Below are 22,802 nucleotides of genomic sequence, written 5' to 3' on the forward strand. Positions count from 1 at the left end.
TTTATACCCCTTAAGCAGTTACTGCTGAACCGGCTTTTTTTGTAACTTACGCTGCAATGTGCGCCTATGCATATTGAGTTGCCGCGCAGTGGCCGACACATTACCGTTATTACTATGTAGCACTTGCTGAATATGCTCCCACTCTAAACGCTCTGGTGACATAACTGGTGTGGCAACATCACTGACATTTTGTGTATTTAAATCTGCGTTTAGGGCCTTTAATAGCGTGGCCATATCAACGGGTTTAGTAAGGTAGTCGTTAGCGCCTAAACGCATGGCCTCTACAGCGGTGGCTATGCTTGCAAACCCTGTTAGTAATACAATATACGCCTGCGGTAATAAGCTGCGAAGTGGCTTAATTAAGCCAAGGCCGTTATCGTCACCTAGTTTCATATCGAGCAAAATAAAATCTGGTAAGTGTTTATGTGCTCTGAGTAATGCATCACTTTGATTATGCGTAACTTCACAACTAAAGCCTTGTTTTGTTAAACGCCGAGCTAGTGTACTGGCTAGGTTTATATCGTCTTCAATTATAAGTAATTTCATGTAAGTGGTTGCTCATTATTTGCTATGGCTAATTTTACTTTAGCCACTGCCCCGCCACCAGCGTGATTATACAAAGTTAACGAGCCGTTTAGTCGCTCAAACGTTACATTAGAAAGTAAAACCGCAAGCCCCATACCTTGGCTGCTAGGCATAAGTTGCCCGCCAAGCTCTGCTAATTGTGATTGGCTAAAACCGCTACCAAAATCACGAATTAGCAAATATATACTTTCACTGTGTTGATTATCTTGCTGCCAGCTTAGCTCTAACTGGGTTTGGTTATTTTTTTGATTAGCAATGCATGCATTTTGTAGCAAATTAAGTATGGCGGGCAATAGCATTGCATCACTTTTTAAGGTGACTGCTATTGGCTCACTTAACCAATTAATGTGCTGATCAGGGTATTGCAGTAATAATGTATCGATGATCTGCGTTTGTAGCTGCTTTACTGTAATGTGCTCGGTGGTATTTTTATTACGAAGCTGAGCAGAGAGCTTTCTAAAGTCATTTAATTGCCTAGCACATTGCTTGAGCGGTGTGTGCATTTGCACCACGACAGGGTTATTTGGCTGATCTTCTAAAAGCTCTTCAAATAGTAATTGTAAGTTAGCGATAGGACTGGCTAGTTGATGGGTTATTTGCGCAGCTGCGCCATCTAGGGTTACCAGTTGCTCGTTGCGCAATTGCTGCTCGCGAGCTTTAGCTATTGTGCGCTCTCGCTCCTTTAATGCCCGGCTCATAGCACCAATAACCAAAGCGATAACGCTTGCACTTAAAACAAAGTTAACCCACATGCCTATAAAGTGCCCACTCATATTCATTTGATGCATACTGTGATCGGGCATCCTAATGAGTAAAAAGCTATAAGCGGCAATTGCCAGTACGGCGATATAAGCCAAGCCTTTTTCACGAAGAGTGACCGCTGCAATCATGATAGGTAGCAATAATAGCGATACAAACGCATTGGTTGCGCCGCCACTTAATGAGAGCAAAATAGTTAAAAACAGCACATCCGCAGTGAGCTGCATTAACATCCCTATAGGGCGCGCTTGGCTAACATTTCGATAAGCGAATACGCTTACTAATTGAAATATCGCCTCTATGGCTATTACCACTAATAAAGGGAGTAACGCTATTTGGTGTTCTAATAAAAAATACACGCTTAGTACAGCAATTAACTGCACAGCAATAGCACCACTTCGCAGCATTAAAAGGCGACTAATGGTCGGGTCGGTTTGCATAAACAAGGTGTGATATACCTATAAAATTTAATACGTTAAAAAGTTAATCTTCATCCATTGATATAGTAAACAGCGCGCACGGGGTCCCTTGATGAAACACCATTTTCCATTGCTCATTACTTTTACGCCAAAGCGACATACGTAAGGAGTAATTAAACTCACTTCGGGCTGAGCGCCTATAAGCCGCTTGGTAACTAATTTGCGCAACATCATCGCTAAGCATTCGCCCTTTAAAGTGCTGATAATAAAACTGCGGAACAACCTCGGTAGGTAAACGTGTGAGTACGTGCTGCTTATCAAATACGGTGCCATTAGCTGCAATTTCAATAAACTCATCATCAAGTAAGGCATTTAATGCATGGCTTGATTGACGGACATCGGGGTCGAGCAACTGTCGTTCGGCCTCAATCAAGTGATTAAACAACGACACTTTTATTTTATTGCTCATGGGCTTCCTTATTATGTATGCAATTGCCACGTGTTTATGTGTTTATACGTTAAACGGGCAGTAATTAATAATATCGGCTTACTTTAATGCACTTAAGCTAACAGCTTGAACGCAGTGCCATAAACGCAAGCCACTTACGTTGAAGTAAAGCCGCAAAATCATGCACTATTCAATTATATGCTGTTTAACACATCACTACGTATAGTTTTAATACTTGCTTACTCTTTAAACAAGCTTTACGTTAAATTGCCCACAATTACTATTATTTACGAGACAAAACAGGTTAATAACTTCTCTTAAAGGGCAATTTTTGATATAACTCACCCATTAGCAATACACGTCAGACCACCTTTTTAAGAGAACACATTATGGCCTACGCACATATTACTGGTTGGGGTAAATGTATTCCACCAGCAAGCATTAGCAACGATGAAATTAGCGAAATAGTTGATACCAACGATGAGTGGATCACCACACGTACTGGTATTAAATCTCGTAGGGTTAGCCATGTTAGCACCGCAGAACTTGCAACCGTTGCCGCAAAGCACGCCATCGATTGTGCAGGGATTGACGCAAAAGATATCGATTTAGTTATTTTAGCAACGTGTACCCCTTCTACTGTAGTGGCCAATACCGCCTCATTAGTACAAAAAAACATTGGTGCAACCGGCGCTGCAGCTATGGATACCAATGCTGCGTGTTCTGGTTTTTTATATGCTCTTCAGGCAGCTACCGCTCAAATTCAGGCGGGTATGATTAAAAAAGCCGTGGTTATTGCTGCAGAGCGCATGACCTGGTATGTAAACTGGGCACGCCGTGACAGCGCTGTATTATTTGGTGATGGCGCAGGCGCAGTAGTACTAGAAGCCGCAGATACACCCGCAGGCCTACTTGGTACTAAAACCGGTTGCGACAGTGAAGACAGAGACATTTTGCATATCACCAACTTTGGTAGTGATTTAAATAAATATGAGCCAATCGGCCCATCGGACTTATTATTTGAAGGCCGTGAAATTTTCAAACGTGCCGTTAAAGGTATGAGCGAAGCGTGTGATGATGTATTAACGCAAGCCAATCTAAGCCTTGATGACATTAACGTATTAGTGCCACATCAAGCTAATTTACGTATTATTCAAGCAATTCAGCATCGTTTAAAAGTGCCGGATGAAAAAGTAATGGTAAACATTGCTGACTACGGCAATACCTCAGCCGCCACGATTGCTATTGCGTTATGTGAAGCCGTAGAGCAAGGCTTAATTAAGCCGCATTCAAATATTATGTCGGCAGCGTTTGGCGCAGGTTTAACGTGGGCAGCAAGCTATATAAAATGGGGCGAGCGTGTTACGCCGATTAAAGTAAGTGATGCAACTTTGCCACCGTGTGAGCTAACAGGCCTTGAGCTTGTAGCCCCCGCAGTTAAAGCCTGCAAAGACGCTGAGCCTAGCTAAACGTTTTTAAGCACATAAAAATTAAACGCACTTTTTAGTGCGTTTTTGTTTTATAGGAGAACAAACTCATGGAGCTAATTACTTGGAGCTAACTACATGGAACTATTAGGCATTCATCATGCTGCTATTATTTGCAGTGACTACGCCCGCTCTAAGCACTTTTATAGTAACGTACTTAAACTTAAAGTTATTAACGAGCATTTTAGGGCCGCGCGTAATTCGTATAAATTAGATTTAGCGATGCCTGATGGCAGCCAAATAGAGTTATTTTCGTTTGATGGAGCACCTGCAAGACCAAGCTACCCAGAAGCGCAAGGCTTAAGGCATTTAGCATTTAAAGTTAAAAACGTTGCCCAAGCAAAGCAGTATTTAGAGTCACAAAATATAACTGTGGAAGAGATAAGAGTGGATGAAATAACCGGCAAAAAATTCACCTTTTTTGCCGATCCAGATAACTTACCGCTTGAGTTATACGAGGTATAACCCTCGTATAACAAGGTTTATTTAAAGCGGCTTTGCAGATAATTAAATACCGCACGAATACCTAACGCTTCGCCGCCGGTTGGGCGCCCAGGTAAAGCACGTAAATTCCATGCCATTACATCAAAATGTACCCAGGGTGTGGTTGGCTCTACAAACTCTTTTAAATAAAGCGCCGCGGTAATTGCACCACCAAATGGTGTGCTGGCACAGTTTGCCATATCGGCTACATCACTCTTTAAAAAGCTTTTGTACTGATCAAATAAAGGCAATTGCCATACAGGGTCGCTTACATCCATACCGGCATCAATAATACCATTTGCTACATCGCGCTCTGTTGAGAAAAAGCCTGGTAACTCAGTACCTAAAGCAACACGACAAGCACCGGTAAGGGTCGCAAAGTCAATAATTAGCTCAGGGTTATCGTTTTGTGCCTCGCTAAGCGCATCACACAATACTAAACGCCCTTCTGCATCGGTATTGTCTATTTCAACCATAATGCCTTTACGCGTTTTAATTACATCACCTGGGCGAAATGCATTTCGCGATACCGCGTTTTCAACCGCAGGCACTAAAACACGCAGTCTAATTGGTAAATTAGCCGCCATAATTAGCTGCGCTAAAGCAATAACGTGCGCTGCCCCGCCCATGTCTTTTTTCATGTTACGCATGCCAGAGCTTGGTTTTAAATCAAGCCCGCCAGAGTCAAAACATACCCCTTTACCGACTAAGGTAATCAGTGGTGCGTTTTCATCGCCCCATTTTAAATCAAGTAAACGCGGTTTGTTTTCGCTCGCGCGCCCGACCATGTGTATTGTTGGGTAATTTTGCTCAAGTAGCTCATCGCCAATCCACTGGGTAAATTCGCCGTTGTAATTATTGGCTAAATCTTCCATTACTTGCGATAAATGCTGCGGCATCATATCTACCGCAGGTGTGTTTACTAAATCACGCGCTAAATAAATGGCATCAGCTTGTTGCTTAATACGCTGATACAGCGCTTCATCGGCAATGGCTAACTGTGCTTTTGCAGTTGGTTTTTCTTTATATTCACTAAATTCATAGCCGCCTAACACAAAACCAAGTGCGACTTGCTCTATAAAGACATCATCGCCTTGAATTTGATACGTACCCAGCGGTAATTTATTGGCAAGCTCGCCTGCGGCCCAAAAATCATTTTGGTTTTGTAATAAACAATAAACGTGGCTTAGCTCACCGGTTTGCGCGTCAGGCACAAGCGCTAAACCTTGCTTTTCAAAGCCGCTATTTGTTAACCATGTTTGGATAAAAGCCGGTTGTTGTGATTGCCAGTCAGTTAACTCGTTTTTAAGAATAAAAGATAAAGGAATACCAGAAGAAGTATGACGAAGTAATGCACTCATTGAAAAGCTCATATAATAAAAAATGGTAGCTCAAAGCATACCAATAAGACCGGCTAAAAGGTATAGCTAATTTTAGCCAGATTTATTCTTTATTTGGCGCTTTAGTGTGTTGTTTTAAATCCTCTTTAACTATTTCGGCGTCTAGCTCTTTAACTGGTTTATTAATGTTAAACGAGCTGGGCAATACATCTACACCTACCATTCTGCCCAGCTTTACAACCAATGGAATAGTAATAGGGGCAAACGGCAGTACGGCAAATACACCTAAGCCAAGCCCTTTTAAAATATCTACAAACTGCTCATTAGCACGCTTTAACTCTTCTTTGCTGGTTTGCCCTTGCGTGTAACGCCTATAAATGGTGAGCATTTCTATGGTTTCTTGCCTTTCTTGCGCAAGAGCAATTTTTAGCGCCACCATTGCACGACGAAAGCGAAGCTGTTGGCGCTTTTTACTAATTTTAACTACCCGCCAAGGCGCACGGTGAATAACTTTATATAATCGCATACCTTTATTTTCACACATAAAGGGTTTTACACAAGAATAATTTACTTAATACGCCCTATACTTTACTCTTTTGCACCATAACAGTGCTCAAAAGCTCATTTTTATGCAAAACAAACAAATAATAGTACTCCTCAAACCCCAAAAACCACAGCCTGATGAATGCTGCGGCGGTGGTAGCTGTAGCCCTTGTGTGTGGGACGAATACAGACAAAAATATCGTGACTGGCAAGCGCAAAACACACCACCTGCCTCACCAATAGAAACAAGTTGATAACATCCACTCACCCACTTCGCGCATTAAATCTTCGAAAAAGCGATAAAACCGCACTTTATTAGTTCAAATTAGTTACATACTGCACCATTGTTGCAAATATATTTTATTTTGAACTTTTTGTTATTAAAGAGTTAATTATTAATTGCCCTGAAAGTTTTTTATGTATAGTCTGTACATAGGACTTCACATGAGGTTGGCTTTTAGCTTTAAGAAGTCGAGTAGGTTGACTCTTTATCCCCATGTGAATACGTCCAAAATTATAAATAAGTAATGTTAATTACTGCATTACGTACAAAATATATTCTAACTGGGGAAAATTAGAATGAAACTTAAAAGCAACGCGCTAAATCAAGCAATTAAATTTGCATTAGCAACAACAACCACCGCAGGTTTGTTTATTTCAGGTTCTGCTGTTGCAGCAGAAGAAAGTGAAACTAAAGTTAATAAAAACGTTGAAAAAATTGCCGTAGTGGGTACTCGCTCAGCGCCACGCTCTATTGGTGATTCACCGGTTCCTATTGATATTATTGGCGGTGAAGAGCTAGAAAAGTCTGGTAACACAGACATGCTAGAGCTACTTAAAGGCTCTGTTCCTTCTTTTAATGTTCACCAAAACCCAATCAGTGATGCTGCATCACTAGTACGCCCAGCTAACTTACGTGGCTTACCTTCAGACAGCACATTAATCCTTTTAAACGGTAAACGCCGTCACCGTGCTTCTGTTATTGCATTTTTAGGTGGTGGTATTAACGATGGTGCACAAGGCGCTGATATTTCAGTTATTCCTAGCATTGCACTTAAGCAAGTAGAAGTACTACGTGATGGCGCAGCAGCACAATACGGCTCAGATGCAATCGCAGGTGTAATGAACTTCCAACTTAAAGATGCCTCTGAAGGCGGTAAATTTGAAGTACGCCATGGTCAATACTACGAAGGCGACGGTGATACCACACAGATATCGGGTAACGTAGGTCTACCATTTACAGACAACGGTTTTGCTAACTTAAGTTTTCAATATAAAACAGCAGATGCAACAAGTCGCTCAGAGCAACGCCCTGATGCAGCCGCACTTTCTGCTGCAGGTGTACCAGAAGTTTCTTCGCTTGCGCAAGTTTGGGGTGCTCCAGAGGTTGATGACGACATTTCAATTTTTGGTAACTTTGGTTTAGAACTAACAAACGACTCAGAATTTTATATGTTTGGTAACTACTCTGAGCGTGATGTACGTGGTGGTTTTTACTACCGTAACCCGCATACTCGCCCAGGTGTATACTCAAACGATGGCGGTGAAACACTGCTTGTTGCCGATTTAACAGAAGACATGAGCGGTAACTGTCCAACTATCGCAATTGATGACAACGTACTAGATAACCCAGACTACATTAGCGGTGTTGCTAATAATCCTGATTGTTTTGCATTTAACGAAACCATTCCTGGCGGTTTTACACCTAACTTTGGTGGCAACATTACCGATACCTCTTTAACCATTGGTACAAAGGGTATGTTTACGGGTGGTTTCCTTAAAGATGCATTTTACGATTTAAGTGGTACGGTGGGTTTAAACGAATCTCGCTACTTTATTTACGACACGGTTAATGCGTCGTTAGGTGCAGACAGCCCACGTGATTTTAGCCCAGGTAAATATGAGCAACTAGAGAAAAACTTTAACTTTGACCTTTCTAAAGGCTTTGATTTTGACCTAGCGTACGATGTAAATATTGCCGGTGGTTTAGAATGGCACGAAGAAACATTTACTGTAATTTCGGGTGATGAAGCATCATTCACTGCAGGTCCTTTAACTGAGCAAGGTTTTGGTATTGGCTCTAATGGTTTCCCTGGTTTCAAACCTTCTGATGCAGGCGAATATACACGCCGTAACTACGCAGCTTATGTAGATATTGAAGCACCATTTACAGAAGAATTCTTAATGGGCCTTGCGGTACGTTTTGAAGATTACGACAGCTTTGGTACAACAACAAACTACAAAGTAATGGCACAGTACCACGTAACTGAAGATCTAAATATTCGTGGCTCAGTAAGCACAGGTTTCCGCGCTCCAACTGTTGGCCAAGCGAACGTAAGTAACGTACAAACAAACTTAAGTGATGGTGTATTACAAGATTCAGCACTTTTACCACCAACAAACCCAATTGCAGTGCAATTAGGTGGTACAGAGCTTGAGCCAGAAGAATCGCAAAGCTACACATTAGGTGCGGTTTACACTATTGGCGATTTGTTTGTAACACTTGATTACTACAACATTGAAGTTGATGACCGTATCAGCCAATCTGAAAAAATTGTACTTAGCCAAGATGATAAAGACACGTTAGAAGCAGCAGGCGTACCAAATGCGCAAAGCTATGCACAAGTAAGCTTTTTCACAAATGACTTTGATACAACAACGCAAGGTATTGACTTAGTAGCAAACTACACAGCTGACATGCTAGGCGGAAGCTCTACATTTAGCCTTGCTTACAACTGGAATGAAACTGAGGTAACTAAGTTCAGCGACATTACCGGTGAGTTTAAAGTTAAGCGTTTAGAAGAAGATTTACCTAACCACCGTGCAACGCTTACTTGGGCACAGCAGTGGGAATCTTTTTCAATGTTTACCCGTGCTAATTACTACGGCGAATACCAAGGTGTTCACGTAGATTACGATGCAACAGCAAAAACAGCTGACGCAGCCGTGACCATTGACGCTGAAATAACGTACTTCTTAAATGAGTCTATTAGCTTCTCGGTAGGTGCACAAAACATCTTTGACCAAGACGCTGAAAAACTTGATTTTGAAGACCGTACGGGTATCCCTAACAATAACTGGGGTGGCCAATACTACGAAACGTCTCCATACGGTATTAACGGTGGCTTCTACTACGCGAAAGCAACCTATACTTTCTAATATTTTTTCATGATAAACCAAGGCGAAATGTTAAGACATTTCGCCTTTTTTATTTTATATTAATTAAAAAACAATAACGCCTCATCATGCTAATTAAAAAAGCCAATCAATTATTACAAGAAAATAAACTCAAAGAAGCCGAGTTTCATTTTAAAGCAATTTTAAATAGTAACCCGCAAAGCGGCGAAGCATTATTTGGTTTAGGCAGGATAGCACTTAGGTTAGAGCGCTATGATGCAGCGGTATACTTATTACAAAAAGCATGCGAACGTTTACCCCATATGCTTGAGCCACTGCACGCCCTTGCCGATGCATTTAACGGCGTTAATTCCCCTAATGATGCGCTTAAAGTACTCGAATATGCTAAAAGCCTTGCAAGCCATAACCCAGAGCCTCATTATTATTTAGCTCAGCATTATTTAAGCTACGGCGAATTAGACAAAGCACACACCACATTTGCGCATGCGCTAAGCATGGGGCTTTACCCCGTAACTGCCTATATTTTATTTGAACTAGTACAATTAGGCCGTTTCAATAAAGAACATAATTATGTGAGCAACCTGCACCACTTTTTAACGCAAACGAATAACGTGCGTTTAAAAATGGTGTGTTACTACGCGTTAGGTAAAAGCTACGACAAACTAGAAGATACAGAGCAAGCATTTAACTACTATGTGCTTGCCAACAAACTTCAAAAAAAGCTTACTCACTTTAAAACCAGTGACTTAGTGCCTTTTTATGAAACAATTATAACGCATAGTACACAACAGCTAATTGCATCTGCCGATCACACTTTTACCGGCACTATTACGCCCGTGTTTATTATTGGTATGCCCCGCAGCGGCTCAACCTTACTTGAGCAAATGATGGCCAGCCACTCACAGTTTGCCACATTAGGTGAAAACACCAGTATTGCTAACCAAGTGGTGGCATTTATAGAGCAGCAAACGCAAACCCCTTACCCGCAATGCTTAAGCGCACTTAGTAACGATTTAATCGCAAAAGCTCGCAATATTTATATTGAAGAATTAAAAAAAGCACAGCCTATACGCCCTTTCATTATTAATAAGCTACCGAGTAACTATCAGTCTATTGGCTTAATTTACTTGCTGTTCCCTAATGCTAAATTTATTAATTTAAGTAGAGATTTTAATGCCACTGCTTTTTCGGTGTTCAGTAACTACTTTGCCGAAAATGAGCCGTACTTTTGTGATTTAAAAGAATTTAAACTTTACCATGCGTTGTATGCAAAATTAATGGACCATTGGCGCAGCCTGCCCTCATTACCGCTATACGATATTCATTATGAGCAAATAGTTGCCGAGCCTGAGTCGCAGCTAAGTGCTTTATTTTCGTTTTTAGGGTGTGAGTATGAACCGCAATGCTTAGCATTTTATAAGCGTAAGGCTGCTGTTAGCACATTAAGCAAACAAGCCATTAGGCAGCCAATTAATACACAGGCACTCGCGCATTGGGAGCGCTATAAAACACCGCTTTTAAAACAATTTGAATGAGCCTAATTGCCTAACTGTGCTCGTTAAACCAGCTTACAACATCTTTAAATTGCTCATCCCGTGCCTGAGGGTGAGTAAGCATATTAATATGATCGTAATCCACACTATGACCATGGCGCTTGCCATAAATTTTAAGGGTTTGTTTTCCTGGTCCGGACTCTGCCATAAACTTTTTAATATCAATAGGCTGCGCAAGAGCCTTATCGTTTACAGCGCCAATATGTAGTGTAGGAGGCACCTGCACTTTAGCTAAGGCTTTTGCATAGTCAAAACCATCATCGCTATCTATCCATGGCCTTTTTTTAGCCCACTGCATGCTTTGATAATGCGACTTTTGCGATTCGTTATCGCTGCCCCACTTATAGCCTTTAGCGTTTAAGTATCCCTGTTTTTTAGCCAATATGGGCGCCATAAAGTACCAAATTACATTTGCTTGTAGTAACTTTTTAGGGTGATTGTTAAACAAAGAGCGTTTAGAGCCAAAATAAGCACACGCTTTAACCTCTTTTAAATACTCAGGAAAACGTGCAAAAACGCTATTCATTAAAACGCCCCCCCAAGAGTGAGCAACCCAATAGTCTGGCTTTTTACCCTCGAATTGTTCAATGTAATTAATAAAGGCGGGGATATCTTCTACTATTGCCTCTGTTTGACCATATTTAGCCTGCGGCGAAATAAGCGGCTTGCTCTCTCCACGTCCGCGCAGGTCTGCTACATAGCAGCAGTAGCCTTGCTCAGCCAAATAAGGGGCTAGCCCTTTATTGCTATGAGTATAAAAAATTTTGCCGTTTTCTACTGCGCCGTGCATAAAAAACACCACGGGGCCCGCTTGCTTGTCGTTTGCTATACGGCGTAAATGTAGCGTTTGCTGATTGCCTAGTTGAACAAAATGTGAGTGCTGTGTTATTGCCACAAATTTTCCTTTATTATTTTTAGCCACTCATCCTACCAGTACCACTGTTAATTCTAAAGTAAATGGTTGCACTTTTTAGTGGGGCATTTGATACAATTGCGCCATTATTTAATTGCTAAATTAATGCTATGAAATCAAAACAAGTCTCTAACAAGCTCCACCCACGCAACCAACATTTACATGGCTACGATTTAGACATGCTATGTGATAAGCACGATGCGTTAACCCCTTTCATCATCGTCACCCCTGCGGGGAGTAAAAGCATTGATTTTACCAATAACACAGCAGTAAAAACGCTTAATCAAGCGCTTTTAAAAGCGCATTATAAAATAGATTTTTGGGATATTCCTGAGCATAATCTTTGCCCTCCTATTCCTGGTCGCGTTGATTACATTCATTACTTGGCAGACTTATTAAGCGACGACAACCAACAAAATATTCCAACTGGCAGGCAAATTAAGGTGCTCGATATTGGCACAGGGGCCAATTTGGTCTACCCGTTAACGGGTAATCATGAATACAACTGGCACTTTACTGGTAGCGACATCGATGCAAATTCAATAAAAATAGCGAAGCAAATCGCCCAATTTAATGGTTTAAAAATAACCCTAAAACACCAAAAAAACGCATCATCTATTTTTGAAAAAATTATAAATAAAAAAGATTTTTTTCATTTAACCCTGTGTAACCCTCCGTTTCACGCAAGCGCAGAAGAGGCCAATAAAGGGTCGCAGCGCAAATGGAAAAACTTAGGGAAATCGCCTAAAAACACCCTTAATTTTGGCGGGCAAAATAATGAGCTATGGTGCGAAGGCGGCGAAGCACAGTTTATTAGCAATATGATTGCTCAAAGTGAGCAATTTGCAGAGCAAGTAATATGGTTTACCTCCTTGGTTTCAAAAAAAGAAACGCTTAAAGTGTTAGAAAATAAATTAAGCTCCCTCCCTATTGCCGAATATAAAATTATAGACATGGCACAAGGACAAAAAGTAAGTCGCTTTATTGCCTGGAGTTATTTTGATAAAGCCACGCGTGAACAAATTTTTGAAGAGCTTGTTTAAACCCATAAAAACAATAAAGCCTGTAGTACTTAATAAAGGAATAAAAACCATGATAGATTTTCGCTCAGACACGGTTACTAAACCTTCAAAAGCCATGCGCGATGTAATGTATAGCGCGCCAGTAGGCGATGATGTGTACGGGGATGATCCTAGCATAAACCAGCTAGAAGCCTATGCAAGTGAGCGTTTTAGCTTTGAAGCTGCACTTTATTGTAGCTCTGGCACGCAAGCTAACTTACTTGCGCTTATGGCTCATTGCGATCGCGGAGATGAATATATTTGCGGGCAAAATGCCCATAACTATAAATTTGAAGGCGGTGGCGCTGCAGTATTAGGCTCTATTCAACCACAACCGATTGAGAATGAACCCGATGGCAGCCTCTGCTTTGATAAAATTGCCGCAGCAATAAAACCAGACGATAGCCATTTTGCCAACACCCGCTTACTTAGCCTTGAAAACACCATAGGCGGAAAAGTACTCCCCCTTAGCTACTTAGCCAAAGCACGTCATTTTGTAAATGAGCACTCGTTAGCTCTGCACTTAGATGGCGCACGTGCGTTTAATGCAGCGGTTGAATTAAACGTTGATATTACAGATATTACCCAGCACTTTGACTCGGTTTCAATTTGCTTATCAAAAGGGCTAGGTGCTCCCGTTGGCTCGCTATTACTAGGCACAAAGGCGCTTATCAAAAAAGCACGGCGCTGGAGAAAAGTACTCGGTGGTGGCATGCGCCAAGCCGGAATGCTGGCAGCCGCGGGGCAATACGCACTTGAAAATAACGTCTCTCGCTTAAAAGACGACCACGCTAATGCGCGTTATTTAGCAAGTAAGCTTAACGAACTCAATGGGTTTAGCGTTGATATGAGTAACACCACTAACATGGTGTATGCGCGCTATTCAAGTGAGTTAAATATAGCGCTTATTAGCGAGCAATTAGCACAACAAGGCATATTAATTAGCCCAAGCAAACAGCTTAGGCTAGTCACTCATCTTGATATAAACAAAGATGATATAGATACTTTTATACGAGCCTTAGCGGCCCATATTTAACTCAGCCTTATAGTGCGTGCGGCACACCGACACATAACGGTCGTTGCCGCCAATTTCTACTTGGTTACCATCGGCAATGGCATTGCCGTTTTCATCTGTACGCAACACATGATTGGCTTTACGGCCGCAATGGCACACTGTTTTAAGCTCAACCAGTTTATCGGCCCATGCTAGCAAGTACTGAGAGCCAATAAATAACTCACCTCTAAAGTCGCTTCGCAGGCCATAACACAATACCGGAATACCAAGTTCATCAACCACATCGGTCAGCTGCATAACTTGCTCTTTAGATAAAAACTGGCATTCGTCAACCAATACACAGTGGCGCTTTTTTTCGTTTTGCAGATTTTGGATCAGCTCAAAAACATTTTTTGACGCATCAAATATATGCGCATCAGCTTGCAGCCCGATACGAGACGATACTTTTCCTACACCAGAGCGGTTATCAATTGCAGCCGTTAAAATAACTGGCTCCATACCGCGTTCACGATAGTTAAACGCAGATTGTAATAAGGTGGTTGATTTACCCGCATTCATCGCAGAGTAGTAAAAGTATAATTGAGCCATTGCCGTGCCTTAAGATAAAAAGTGCGCTTATGCTACCTTAATATGCGATTAATACCAATTTCATATCGCTATTTTAGTTAATAAGCGCTTTGATTTTCTTATTACTCAACAGCTTGCAAGTATTTTATATAAATTTGTGCACTGTCAAAGCGCGCTAACCATTGCCATATATCTTTACTAAGCTGGCTGTTTTGCTGGTAAAACTGCTTTGAAAAAATTAAATAACCGTCGGTTGTTTCATAAGGTGGGTAAAGGGGTTTTACATCGCTCCCTTTATGTTGATAGCTCGATACTTTTAAGTCATCTACTTGGCATAAATCAACACTTGCCTGTACCACTCCTTTATCAAGTAATTCAAATGCTTTGTCTTTTGAAAAAGTATTATGAATATAAAAAGGCTCTTCTTTTAGCGCGCTGTTTAAGCCATAGCCATTAGGAATGGCGATAGTGAACGCTTTATTTTGAAATACTTCACGTGTTTGCCATTGTTTATGAAAACGAGCCCGCCCTATTAAGCAGCTACTAAAACGACTCACTGCAAATTTTTCTAGCAACACCCCTTTTTCGTTTGTAGGGTACACAGCAAAACGTTCACGCCCATCACGATAGCTGGCAATAACGGCATTAACACGGTTAAGTTCTAAATCGTTTAGGCATCTGCGCCATGGTTTTCTAACAAATGAAATAGCCACATTGGGTATGTCGGCATCCAGTTGCTTTAAAATTTCAATTGAGGCGCCAGGGTTATCTATAGGTACCTCTTGCCCAATGCCCAAAAACATAGGGGCAACGTCTTTATCTTCGTAGCAAAATATAAGTGTTTGTGGGTTAGCAAACACTGCTGAAGAAAACATCAAACCAAATATAAATAAATAATTTAAGCTGCTGATACTCATAATAATTTTTATTAGTAAATAATGTAAATTGTAGCTTGTGATAACAAAGCTGCCAGTGCTGTAACAGTTAAATTATCCCTTCATGCTTTAGTAGCCAACTTTTTCTCTCAAGGCCACCAGCGTACCCAGTAAGCTTTGAGTTTGCACCAATAATTCGATGGCATGGCACAATAATACTAATGGGGTTTTTGCCATTTGCAGCTCCGACTGCTCTTACCGCCTTAGGGTTATTTAATTGTTTAGCTATATCGCCGTAGGTCATGGTTTTGCCAAAAGGGACGCTGAGCAACGCTTGCCACACACCATTTTGAAAAGGCGTACCTTGCGTATCTAATGGCACATTAAAGGTTTTGCGCTGACCATTAAAGTATTCGTTTAATTGCTTTACGCAGATTAAAACCGCTTCATTTGTTACTTGCTCAACGGGTGTATGGGTGTAGTGTGTTTTTGGGTAAAAACCAACATAGCTCACCCCGTTTTCAGTCGCTTGAATAATAACATCGTCAATTGGGCTCGAAATTGCGGTCTGTATAATCATGAAAGTTGCTGCCATAGTTGAAACGTTAAGTACGAGCGAAATGGAGCGCTCAGCTCTGGGTTAAATTGCTTAGTATTGATCAGCGCCTTTTTTACCCCAAGATCGCCGGCTAATAGTATATCTGGGTTACTTTGCCCACGCAGTTTAGCGTAGTTTACAGTCCACGGGCCTATGCCTTTTATATCGAGCCAATTATCCAAAACCCTGTTATCGGGGTTATCAGCGCAGTACTTAGATAAATTTTTTAATGCATTTTTGCGCGATTGCGGCATTTTAAAAAATTCAAAGTCGCATGTCGCTAAATCCTCAGGCTGTGGAAAATACACTTTATCTGCGTGTTTATCGCCTCGCTCTGCAACCAGCTTTGTTACTAAAGTGTGCGCTGCCCCTACGCTAACTTGTTGACCCAATACAGCGCGGATCCCCGCTTCAAAGCTTGACCATATCCCAGGTAAGCGTAGCCCTTCACTTAATGTAAATGCCCCATTAATACTGTTTTTTAAGTGGCTTTCAATAGGGTTTATATCGGCATCTACATCAAGTACACGGCGTATATTGTTAATTACTTTTTGTAAGTGCTCGGTATTATTTATTACTATTTCAACTTTAAAATGGTTATTTTGCACCTTAAAGTGCGCATTAAAATAACCTACCGCCCCTTTTAGCTTAAATGTTCGCCCGTAACTGGTTGGGGTTATCCACTCCATAGGCTCTATTAACCGCTTTGACAAAAAGCTGTGCAAAGCCTGCCAATTGTAAGGAGGTCTAAAAGGGAGAGTTAATACAATCACAGGGGTTGCCTCTTTTTTTGATTTTCTGAGCTTTGATGGGGCTATATTTAATTGTTGTAAAAAAGCATCGTTAAAACGTCGCACACTTTTAAACCCAGCGGCAAATGCAATATCGGTTATAGGTAATGTGGTCTCTTGAATGAGCTTTTTAGCAAACTGACATTGGTTAAATAACCGATACTGAGTAACAGATACACCAAAGTGCTGATTAAATATACGTCGCAAATAACGACTGGTAATACCCAAACGAGTAGCTAGCATTTCGCAATTACAGCTATCACCTAAATCAATTAACTGCTTAGCTCTGAGCGCGGTTGTTTTTACCCCCTGCCAAGCAGCGCTGCCCGGAGCACTATCGGGCCTGCAGCGTATACACGGTCTAAAGCCTGCTTGCGCTGCGTTGTGCGCATATTGATAATACACCACATTTTTTTCTTGAGCGGTGGGCGCGGGGCAAATTGGCCGACAATAAATGCCGGTGCTTTTTACCGCAACGTAAAATAAGCCATCAAATCGTGCATCGCGGCTTTGCCGTGCTTTTTGCCAATACTGATTATTCATGTAGGGTCTTAATCAATAAAACGTACCTCAGCATAACAATTTTTAAAGCAAATACTGGCCGTTTTCGGCACTCATCTGCTTTTAAAAAAGTATTATACCAACCCACTTAATTAAGCGTTTTAGTATCACTATTGCTCTGCAAAATCGAGTAAGTCTTGGCCTGCTAGGCGGTAGATTATCCATTCGTTTTGGGCTTTTGCCCCAATGCTATTATAAAAATCTATAGCGGGTTTATTCCAATCCAGTACTACCCACTCAAAACGTCCACAGTCGTTTTTTATGGCTTTATTAGCAAGGTGTTTCATTATTAGTTTGCCCGCACCATTGCCACGGCTATCGGGGCTTACGTATAAATCTTCCAGATATAAGCCATTTTTACCCAGCCAGGTAGAGTAATTATAAAAATACACCGCAAAGCCAATAGGCTCATCATCTTCAAGGCAAATAACACTGTGTGCTGTTGCCCCCTCACTAAACAGCGTTTTTATAATTGCTTGCTCATCTGTTTTTACTGCATCGGGTTCTTTTTCGTAAATGGCCAGTTCGGTAATAAACTGTAAAATGGTTGGCGCATCGCTTTTTTTAGCGTCGCGTATTTGTATTTGCTTACTCATGTTATTAATCCTAAAAGTACTGCTCTATTTTTTCTTTTAAAATATCAAGCTGAATGGGTTTAGTTAAGTAGTCATCCATACCGGCATTAATACAACGCTCTTTATCTGAGTCCATTGCATTGGCGGTTAGGGCAATTATTTTTATTGCTTTGTGCTCATCCCCTGCCATACCGTCTCTTATATTAGCCGTGGCGTCAAAGCCATCCATTACCGGCATTTGGCAATCCATTAACACTAAATCAAAATACCCCTCGTTATGCTCGCTTAAGGTATTTATGGCTTCTTGACCATTTTGCGCCAGTATTACTTCGCAATTTAGCTTTTTAAGCATCAGTGTAGAAACATGCTGATTAACAGGGTTATCCTCAACTAATAAAATTTTTGCAGGTGTGTCTGATTTTTCTTTTCTGAGTGACGAAATATACCCTGGGGTCACCAAAGGAAGGGGCTCGGTGCTGTCTGAACTTGTAATAACCGATAACGCAGAAATTAAATCGGCGGTTGTAACCGGCTTAGGAAAATAAGCCTGAAAACCAATTTTTGAGTAGCGCTGAGCGCCTTCCATACCTGCAATACTGGTCATCATTACTAATGGCATGGCTTTATAGTCATCATGTGCTTTAAGCACTTTACACAGCTCCATTCCATCCATTTCTGGCATTTGCATGTCTAGCACTGCAATATCAAACATAGGCTGATCATTTTCTATGCGCTGTGCACATAGTTCAAGCGCCTGTTTTGCACTACTAGCAAGCGTAACATTGCCCCCCCAATGTCCTAACTGCTGAGAGATAACTAAGCGGTTTGTCTCGTTATCATCAACCACTAGTACATTTAACGAACTCATATTTATATTAGGGATAGTGCGTTCTTTTTCGATGCCTTCAGCCACTTGCATGGTTGCAGTAAATTCGCTGCCTTTGTCAGGTTCGCTCGCCAGTGAAATTTTACCATTCATTAGCTCACATAACTGTTTACATATAGCAAGCCCCAGCCCCGTGCCTCCGTATTCTCGCGTGGTTGATGCATCCACTTGCGAAAAAGGGGTAAATAATTGCTGTTGTTTTGCTTCGGTTATGCCTATTCCTGAGTCTTTTACTTTTATATTTAGCAGTAGGTCTTGGTCGGTTTTTTCTATAGATGCGCTCACCACCACTTCACCCTGACTGGTAAATTTAACTGCATTACTAATTAAGTTGGTTACCACTTGGCGTATGCGCCCGGGGTCGCCCATTAAATGTGAAGGCTCCAAGGAGACTAAATCTAAAATAATCTCAATGCCCTTTTCTTGTGCGGTAAAGGCCTGTGCCTCGGCTATTTCGCCAATTAAGTCGCGCGCATTAAAATGTATATGCTCAAGCTCAACTTTGCCTGCTTCCGCCTTAGAAAAATCTAAAATATCGTTAATAACGCCAAGTAAAGAATGAGCACTGCTTTTAGCAATAGCGACCTTTTTTTCTATTGGTTTACTTAATGGCTCTAATTCTACCAGCTCTAACATGCCTAATACGCCATTCATCGGTGTACGAATTTCGTGGCTCATGGTTGCTAAAAACTGGCTTTTTGCTATAGCAGCATCTTGTGCTTGCACTAAAGCAACCTTTAGCTTTTCAGCGGTTTCTTTACGCTTTTGCGAGACCAAGGTACTACCGACTAACGTAGCCAAAGAGCGCAAGTAGGTTTCTTCGCTTTGCGTCCAAATGTGCTTAGCCCCTACAGTTTCTGCACATAAAATACCTAAATTTCCATCGCCTGATGAAATAACCGCATCCAGCATTGACTGAATATTTAATGGTTGAGTATAACTTTGCGTAAATTCAATGGTTGCTTTATGCGTATATACATCTTCAATTGCCACTAGGTTTTGCTCAAAAATAGCCTCATAGTAACTTGGAAAATCAGCCTTTTTAAGAACGCCGTCAAAATCCACAAATCCATCTTTTCGAGTATATAAACCATGGCACGCCATTTCGTCGCACTGTTTGTTAAATATCCAAATAGAGGCACGCTCAACATTTAATACCTCTACCATCGACTTTATCGTCAGCTTTTTAACTTGCGCAACGTCGCTATTTTGTACCTCAGGCGAAACCGTTAATGACGCTAAATTTTTGTTATAGGCGTTTGCTTTTTCGCTTTCTAACTCTAGGCGTTTATGTGCATCAATACTTTGGAACGAGCCAAAAACACGCACACATTTACCGTCTTTAAATTCCGCCTGCCCCATCGACTTAACCCAGCGCTCTTTACCGGTATAAGTTAAAATTATCAGCTCTACACTCCAGCTTTCGCCTAAAGTCACCGCACATTCAAACAACGTACTAATTTTATCGCGGTGCTCTCCTGGCTTATAAAAATTAATGGCAGTATCAATGCTAGGTTCAAACCCATCGGGAACTTCGTGTATGACTTTTACTTCGTCTGACCAATACATGGTTTGGTTTTCAAGGTTTATTTCCCATGCGCCAATTTGGCCTTGTTTACTCATTGCTTCAAGCAGGTTTTGTTGGCGGGTAATTTCTACTTGAGTATTATGGCGCTCAGTAATGTCTAAAATAAAGCCATCTAAATAAAGAACTTCGTTGTCATCGCCATAAATTGCTTGGCCTTTTTCGTGTACCCAACGAATGCTGCCATCATTTCTTTTTACTCTGTATTCAATAGACCAAGGCAGCTTTTGTGCAATACAGGTACTTACTTGCAGCTCAACATCTTGATCGCCATCGTGAATAATAGCGGCAAAGCTTAGTGTTTTATTATTAATAAAATCATCAGGCGTATAGCCTGTTATGTCTTTTACTTGGTCACTCATGTACAACATGGTCCAAGCTTTATCGAACTTACATCGATAAATAACCCCTGGAATATTTTCCACCAAAGAAGCAAAGCGATCGCGGCTATACTGTAGCTCAGACTCTATTTGCTTACGCTCGGTAATATCTAAATGTGTTCCAATCATACGACGAGGCGACCCATCTAGGTTCCAGTCGACTACTTTTGCAGTATCGAGTACCCAAACCCAGTGGCCATCTTTGTGTTTCATTCGCGCTTCGCTGACATAGTAATCAGTGTCACCATTAAAGTGCGCTTTTAACTTTTGCTCTGAAATAACCAAATCATCGGGGTGTGCAAACTTATACCAAGTATTAATAGTGGTAGGTTCTAACTCGCTGAGTTTATAGCCTATTATTTCTGCCCAGCGATTATTAAAAGTCACTTTGCTGGTATCTATAAACCAATCCCATATTCCTACGGCGGTGGTATCTATGACTAACTGAAGCTGGGTTTTGTGCTGCTCAAGTTCAAGCTCTTGTAATTTTAATGGCGTGACATCAGTACGAATGGCTATATAGCTTTGCGGTTTTCCGTGCTCATCAAAAAATGGCGCTATGGTGGTGTCTACCCAATAAAAACCTCCATGTTTTGCTTTATTACAAATTTGGCCGTTCCATACTTCACCCCGTTTAAGGGTTTTATACATGCTTTTAAAAAAGCCTTTGTCGTGCCTTCCTGAATTAAGTAAACGGTGATTTTGGCCTATAAGCTCATGTTCTTCATAGCCGCTAATTTCACAAAACTTCTTATTTACAAAAGTGATAGTGCCCGCTAAATCTGTTACCGCAACAATGGCATGCTCATCGAGGGCACTTTTTTGCTCATCCAATTGTTTAAACGCAGTTTGCAAAGCAGAGCGCTGCTTTTGCAATATGCTCTGCTGCTCTTCTTTAAATGCCACCATTTTTTGAAGATCTACTGATAACCTATTTAACTCGTGGCTATCAGTTAAAGTAGGCACCTTTACTTTCTCGCCATCGGTAATTCGGGCCATTACTGAGGTAAGCTGAATTAAAGGCTTAGATAAGCGCCGACTAAACCACCACGCTGCGCATAAAATGAGAAGTAAAGAAACTGCATTTGTAAAAATAGCCAGCTGCTTATAATAAGTAGAGTCTTTGAGCATAATATGCAAAGGTTTTGCTGCTAAAAGTTGCCACCCTTGCACACCTAAAAAATTTAAATCACTAATATATGCATGGTATGTCGTGCCGTTGGCACTGGCGTAATCAAACACTTGCTTACTGGTGAGTGCCGTTTGCGAAAAAACAGGCGCCTCATCTGCATTTGTTACTGAAGAGCGCTCTATTTTATTATTATGTAGTACAAAAAAACTCACTTCGTTGTGGATGTGGTGAATGGTGTTTAAGCTTTTTAAAAGGCCATTAATATTTACTTCTGTGAGAATTACACCCTCTAGTTGTTGCGCCGAATTAAGCAAAGGCATAGCCACAATATTAAACTGTTTGCCATTTAACATAACAGAGCCAAAAGCGGCTGGCGTTGAACTATTAACCGAATTTATAAGCGTACTAAGCTCACCTTTGTTTATCTGCCCATAAGGCGAGATAATGGGCTGCTTAAGTGCCGATGCAGCGATAATTTCTATACTGTTTACAAAGTCATATTGACTAACAAAATGATTTATTAATTTGTTTTGTTCAAGCGGGAAGTTATAAAGCTGATTTTTAAAGGTATATAAATCAGTAAGGTGATCATCAAACCATAAATTAGCAAACTCTGATGCGATAGAGCTTAATTCATGAAGCTCTGCATTTGCATTTTTTTGCAAGGTATTATTAACGTGCTGTAAGCTAAACCAGGTCAGCAAGCAAAGTGGAACAATAGCAATAACTAAAAAAGTAATGATCAGCTTACTACGCACAGACTGAGCTGTGCCATTTAGCAGCCCATACTTTTTTCCTTCAACCATGCTATATATCCAATAACTGTAATTGTATTATTTATTACCTATAATAATGCACTAAAACCTAAAAGACGCAAGTTTTAGCCCGCAAAGCGTTTAAAATACATCACATAATTACAGTTTAAACATCAATAAGTTGCAATTAAAATTTACACGCAAAAATAAGCAAGAACGCAAACCGTGCATATTTTAATTTTTAGCTGGTATTTATTTCATTATTATAAAAATTAAAGCGCATTACTCATACGAACTTTTACTGACTTAAAGCCACTCAATTTATAAACTTTATTTAAGGGGCTAAAGCTTAG

Annotated in this window: 19 protein-coding genes; 7 read left to right on the forward strand and 12 right to left on the reverse strand. The window is 40.9% G+C overall.

What is annotated here, in order from left to right:
* Positions 1 to 18: 18 nt before the first annotated feature.
* Genes MSC25_RS15545 through MSC25_RS15555 form a run of 3 tightly spaced genes read right to left on the reverse strand, consistent with a single transcriptional unit; the run spans position 19 to position 2,232 of the window.
* On the reverse strand, positions 19 to 546 hold the full coding sequence (locus MSC25_RS15545; protein ID WP_248443913.1) for a response regulator: 528 nt from the start codon (positions 544 to 546) through the stop codon (positions 19 to 21).
* Complete coding sequence (locus MSC25_RS15550) at positions 543 to 1,784, reverse strand: ATP-binding protein (RefSeq protein ID WP_248443960.1); 1,242 nt, start codon at positions 1,782 to 1,784, stop codon at positions 543 to 545. The genes MSC25_RS15545 and MSC25_RS15550 overlap by 4 nt, the downstream gene beginning before the upstream one ends.
* A 43-nt stretch (positions 1,785 to 1,827) precedes the next feature.
* Positions 1,828 to 2,232, reverse strand: coding sequence for a nuclear transport factor 2 family protein (locus tag MSC25_RS15555; RefSeq protein WP_248443914.1), 405 nt, complete (start codon positions 2,230 to 2,232; stop codon positions 1,828 to 1,830).
* Between the two features lie 368 nt (positions 2,233 to 2,600).
* On the opposite strand from MSC25_RS15555, the gene MSC25_RS15560 reads away from it, so the two are divergent.
* Both MSC25_RS15560 and MSC25_RS15565 read left to right on the forward strand, forming a co-directional pair.
* Positions 2,601 to 3,680, forward strand: a complete 1,080-nt coding sequence (locus tag MSC25_RS15560; RefSeq protein ID WP_121638415.1) for a ketoacyl-ACP synthase III — start codon at positions 2,601 to 2,603, stop codon at positions 3,678 to 3,680.
* A 96-nt stretch (positions 3,681 to 3,776) separates the two neighbouring features.
* Positions 3,777 to 4,163, forward strand: a complete 387-nt coding sequence (locus MSC25_RS15565) for a VOC family protein (RefSeq protein WP_004588776.1) — start codon at positions 3,777 to 3,779, stop codon at positions 4,161 to 4,163.
* A gap of 17 nt (positions 4,164 to 4,180) precedes the next feature.
* Here the strand turns inward: MSC25_RS15565 and MSC25_RS15570 are convergent, their stop codons facing one another.
* Both MSC25_RS15570 and MSC25_RS15575 read right to left on the reverse strand, forming a co-directional pair.
* Positions 4,181 to 5,542, reverse strand: a complete 1,362-nt coding sequence (locus tag MSC25_RS15570; protein WP_248443915.1) for a leucyl aminopeptidase family protein — start codon at positions 5,540 to 5,542, stop codon at positions 4,181 to 4,183.
* Positions 5,543 to 5,624: 82 nt separating this feature from the next.
* Positions 5,625 to 6,047, reverse strand: a complete 423-nt coding sequence (locus MSC25_RS15575; protein ID WP_024031949.1) for a hypothetical protein — start codon at positions 6,045 to 6,047, stop codon at positions 5,625 to 5,627.
* Between the two features lie 103 nt (positions 6,048 to 6,150).
* Between MSC25_RS15575 and MSC25_RS15580 the strand changes: the two genes are divergently transcribed.
* From MSC25_RS15580 to MSC25_RS15590, 3 genes are all read left to right on the forward strand, one after another.
* Positions 6,151 to 6,318 carry an oxidoreductase-like domain-containing protein gene (locus MSC25_RS15580; protein ID WP_084554454.1) on the forward strand — a complete coding sequence of 56 codons (168 nt, stop codon included), beginning with the start codon at positions 6,151 to 6,153 and terminating at the stop codon, positions 6,316 to 6,318.
* Positions 6,319 to 6,643: 325 nt separating this feature from the next.
* A complete protein-coding gene (locus MSC25_RS15585; RefSeq protein ID WP_004588780.1) occupies positions 6,644 to 9,223 on the forward strand; it encodes a TonB-dependent receptor in 2,580 nt (859 codons plus the stop codon).
* Between the two features lie 86 nt (positions 9,224 to 9,309).
* Positions 9,310 to 10,737 carry a sulfotransferase gene (locus MSC25_RS15590; protein ID WP_248443916.1) on the forward strand — a complete coding sequence of 476 codons (1,428 nt, stop codon included), beginning with the start codon at positions 9,310 to 9,312 and terminating at the stop codon, positions 10,735 to 10,737.
* A gap of 10 nt (positions 10,738 to 10,747) precedes the next feature.
* Here the strand turns inward: MSC25_RS15590 and MSC25_RS15595 are convergent, their stop codons facing one another.
* Positions 10,748 to 11,650, reverse strand: coding sequence for an alpha/beta fold hydrolase (locus MSC25_RS15595; protein ID WP_054981806.1), 903 nt, complete (start codon positions 11,648 to 11,650; stop codon positions 10,748 to 10,750).
* Between the two features lie 128 nt (positions 11,651 to 11,778).
* On the opposite strand from MSC25_RS15595, the gene rlmF reads away from it, so the two are divergent.
* Both rlmF and ltaE read left to right on the forward strand, forming a co-directional pair.
* Positions 11,779 to 12,711: a 23S rRNA (adenine(1618)-N(6))-methyltransferase RlmF gene (rlmF, locus tag MSC25_RS15600; protein ID WP_248443917.1), complete on the forward strand. Its 933-nt coding sequence runs from the start codon at positions 11,779 to 11,781 to the stop codon at positions 12,709 to 12,711.
* 49 nt (positions 12,712 to 12,760) lie between these two features.
* Positions 12,761 to 13,765: a low-specificity L-threonine aldolase gene (gene ltaE, locus MSC25_RS15605; protein ID WP_248443918.1), complete on the forward strand. Its 1,005-nt coding sequence runs from the start codon at positions 12,761 to 12,763 to the stop codon at positions 13,763 to 13,765.
* Here ltaE and MSC25_RS15610 read toward each other — a convergent pair.
* From MSC25_RS15610 to MSC25_RS15635, 6 genes are all read right to left on the reverse strand, one after another.
* Complete coding sequence (locus tag MSC25_RS15610) at positions 13,748 to 14,332, reverse strand: thymidine kinase (protein ID WP_248443919.1); 585 nt, start codon at positions 14,330 to 14,332, stop codon at positions 13,748 to 13,750. The genes ltaE and MSC25_RS15610 overlap by 18 nt on opposite strands.
* Positions 14,333 to 14,433: 101 nt before the next feature.
* Positions 14,434 to 15,228 carry an amino acid ABC transporter substrate-binding protein gene (locus tag MSC25_RS15615; protein WP_248443920.1) on the reverse strand — a complete coding sequence of 265 codons (795 nt, stop codon included), beginning with the start codon at positions 15,226 to 15,228 and terminating at the stop codon, positions 14,434 to 14,436.
* 67 nt (positions 15,229 to 15,295) lie between these two features.
* A complete protein-coding gene (locus MSC25_RS15620) occupies positions 15,296 to 15,766 on the reverse strand; it encodes a methylated-DNA--[protein]-cysteine S-methyltransferase (RefSeq protein ID WP_029774244.1) in 471 nt (156 codons plus the stop codon).
* Positions 15,763 to 17,118, reverse strand: coding sequence for an AlkA N-terminal domain-containing protein (locus MSC25_RS15625; protein WP_248443921.1), 1,356 nt, complete (start codon positions 17,116 to 17,118; stop codon positions 15,763 to 15,765). The genes MSC25_RS15620 and MSC25_RS15625 overlap by 4 nt, the downstream gene beginning before the upstream one ends.
* A 128-nt stretch (positions 17,119 to 17,246) precedes the next feature.
* On the reverse strand, positions 17,247 to 17,732 hold the full coding sequence (locus tag MSC25_RS15630; protein ID WP_029774246.1) for a GNAT family N-acetyltransferase: 486 nt from the start codon (positions 17,730 to 17,732) through the stop codon (positions 17,247 to 17,249).
* A 10-nt stretch (positions 17,733 to 17,742) separates the two neighbouring features.
* Positions 17,743 to 22,500, reverse strand: coding sequence for a PAS domain-containing protein (locus tag MSC25_RS15635; RefSeq protein ID WP_248443922.1), 4,758 nt, complete (start codon positions 22,498 to 22,500; stop codon positions 17,743 to 17,745).
* Between the last annotated feature and the right edge of the window lie 302 nt (positions 22,501 to 22,802).

Source organism: Pseudoalteromonas sp. 1CM17D, assembly GCF_023161805.1.
GTDB lineage: Bacteria > Pseudomonadota > Gammaproteobacteria > Enterobacterales > Alteromonadaceae > Pseudoalteromonas > Pseudoalteromonas atlantica.

What these genes read in the sequence shown, in the direction of transcription:
- MSC25_RS15545 (WP_248443913.1), bottom strand. Translation starts at nt 546, where the DNA reads ATGAAATTACTTATAATTGAAGACGATATAAACCTAGCCAGTACACTA.
- MSC25_RS15550 (WP_248443960.1), bottom strand. Translation starts at nt 1,784, where the DNA reads ATGCAAACCGACCCGACCATTAGTCGCCTTTTAATGCTGCGAAGTGGT.
- MSC25_RS15555 (WP_248443914.1), bottom strand. Translation starts at nt 2,232, where the DNA reads ATGAGCAATAAAATAAAAGTGTCGTTGTTTAATCACTTGATTGAGGCC.
- MSC25_RS15560 (WP_121638415.1), top strand. Translation starts at nt 2,601, where the DNA reads ATGGCCTACGCACATATTACTGGTTGGGGTAAATGTATTCCACCAGCA.
- MSC25_RS15565 (WP_004588776.1), top strand. Translation starts at nt 3,777, where the DNA reads ATGGAACTATTAGGCATTCATCATGCTGCTATTATTTGCAGTGACTAC.
- MSC25_RS15570 (WP_248443915.1), bottom strand. Translation starts at nt 5,542, where the DNA reads ATGAGTGCATTACTTCGTCATACTTCTTCTGGTATTCCTTTATCTTTT.
- MSC25_RS15575 (WP_024031949.1), bottom strand. Translation starts at nt 6,047, where the DNA reads ATGCGATTATATAAAGTTATTCACCGTGCGCCTTGGCGGGTAGTTAAA.
- MSC25_RS15580 (WP_084554454.1), top strand. Translation starts at nt 6,151, where the DNA reads ATGCAAAACAAACAAATAATAGTACTCCTCAAACCCCAAAAACCACAG.
- MSC25_RS15585 (WP_004588780.1), top strand. Translation starts at nt 6,644, where the DNA reads ATGAAACTTAAAAGCAACGCGCTAAATCAAGCAATTAAATTTGCATTA.
- MSC25_RS15590 (WP_248443916.1), top strand. Translation starts at nt 9,310, where the DNA reads ATGCTAATTAAAAAAGCCAATCAATTATTACAAGAAAATAAACTCAAA.
- rlmF (WP_248443917.1), top strand. Translation starts at nt 11,779, where the DNA reads ATGAAATCAAAACAAGTCTCTAACAAGCTCCACCCACGCAACCAACAT.
- ltaE (WP_248443918.1), top strand. Translation starts at nt 12,761, where the DNA reads ATGATAGATTTTCGCTCAGACACGGTTACTAAACCTTCAAAAGCCATG.
- MSC25_RS15610 (WP_248443919.1), bottom strand. Translation starts at nt 14,332, where the DNA reads ATGGCTCAATTATACTTTTACTACTCTGCGATGAATGCGGGTAAATCA.
- MSC25_RS15615 (WP_248443920.1), bottom strand. Translation starts at nt 15,228, where the DNA reads ATGAGTATCAGCAGCTTAAATTATTTATTTATATTTGGTTTGATGTTT.
- MSC25_RS15620 (WP_029774244.1), bottom strand. Translation starts at nt 15,766, where the DNA reads ATGATTATACAGACCGCAATTTCGAGCCCAATTGACGATGTTATTATT.
- MSC25_RS15625 (WP_248443921.1), bottom strand. Translation starts at nt 17,118, where the DNA reads ATGAATAATCAGTATTGGCAAAAAGCACGGCAAAGCCGCGATGCACGA.
- MSC25_RS15630 (WP_029774246.1), bottom strand. Translation starts at nt 17,732, where the DNA reads ATGAGTAAGCAAATACAAATACGCGACGCTAAAAAAAGCGATGCGCCA.
- MSC25_RS15635 (WP_248443922.1), bottom strand. Translation starts at nt 22,500, where the DNA reads ATGGTTGAAGGAAAAAAGTATGGGCTGCTAAATGGCACAGCTCAGTCT.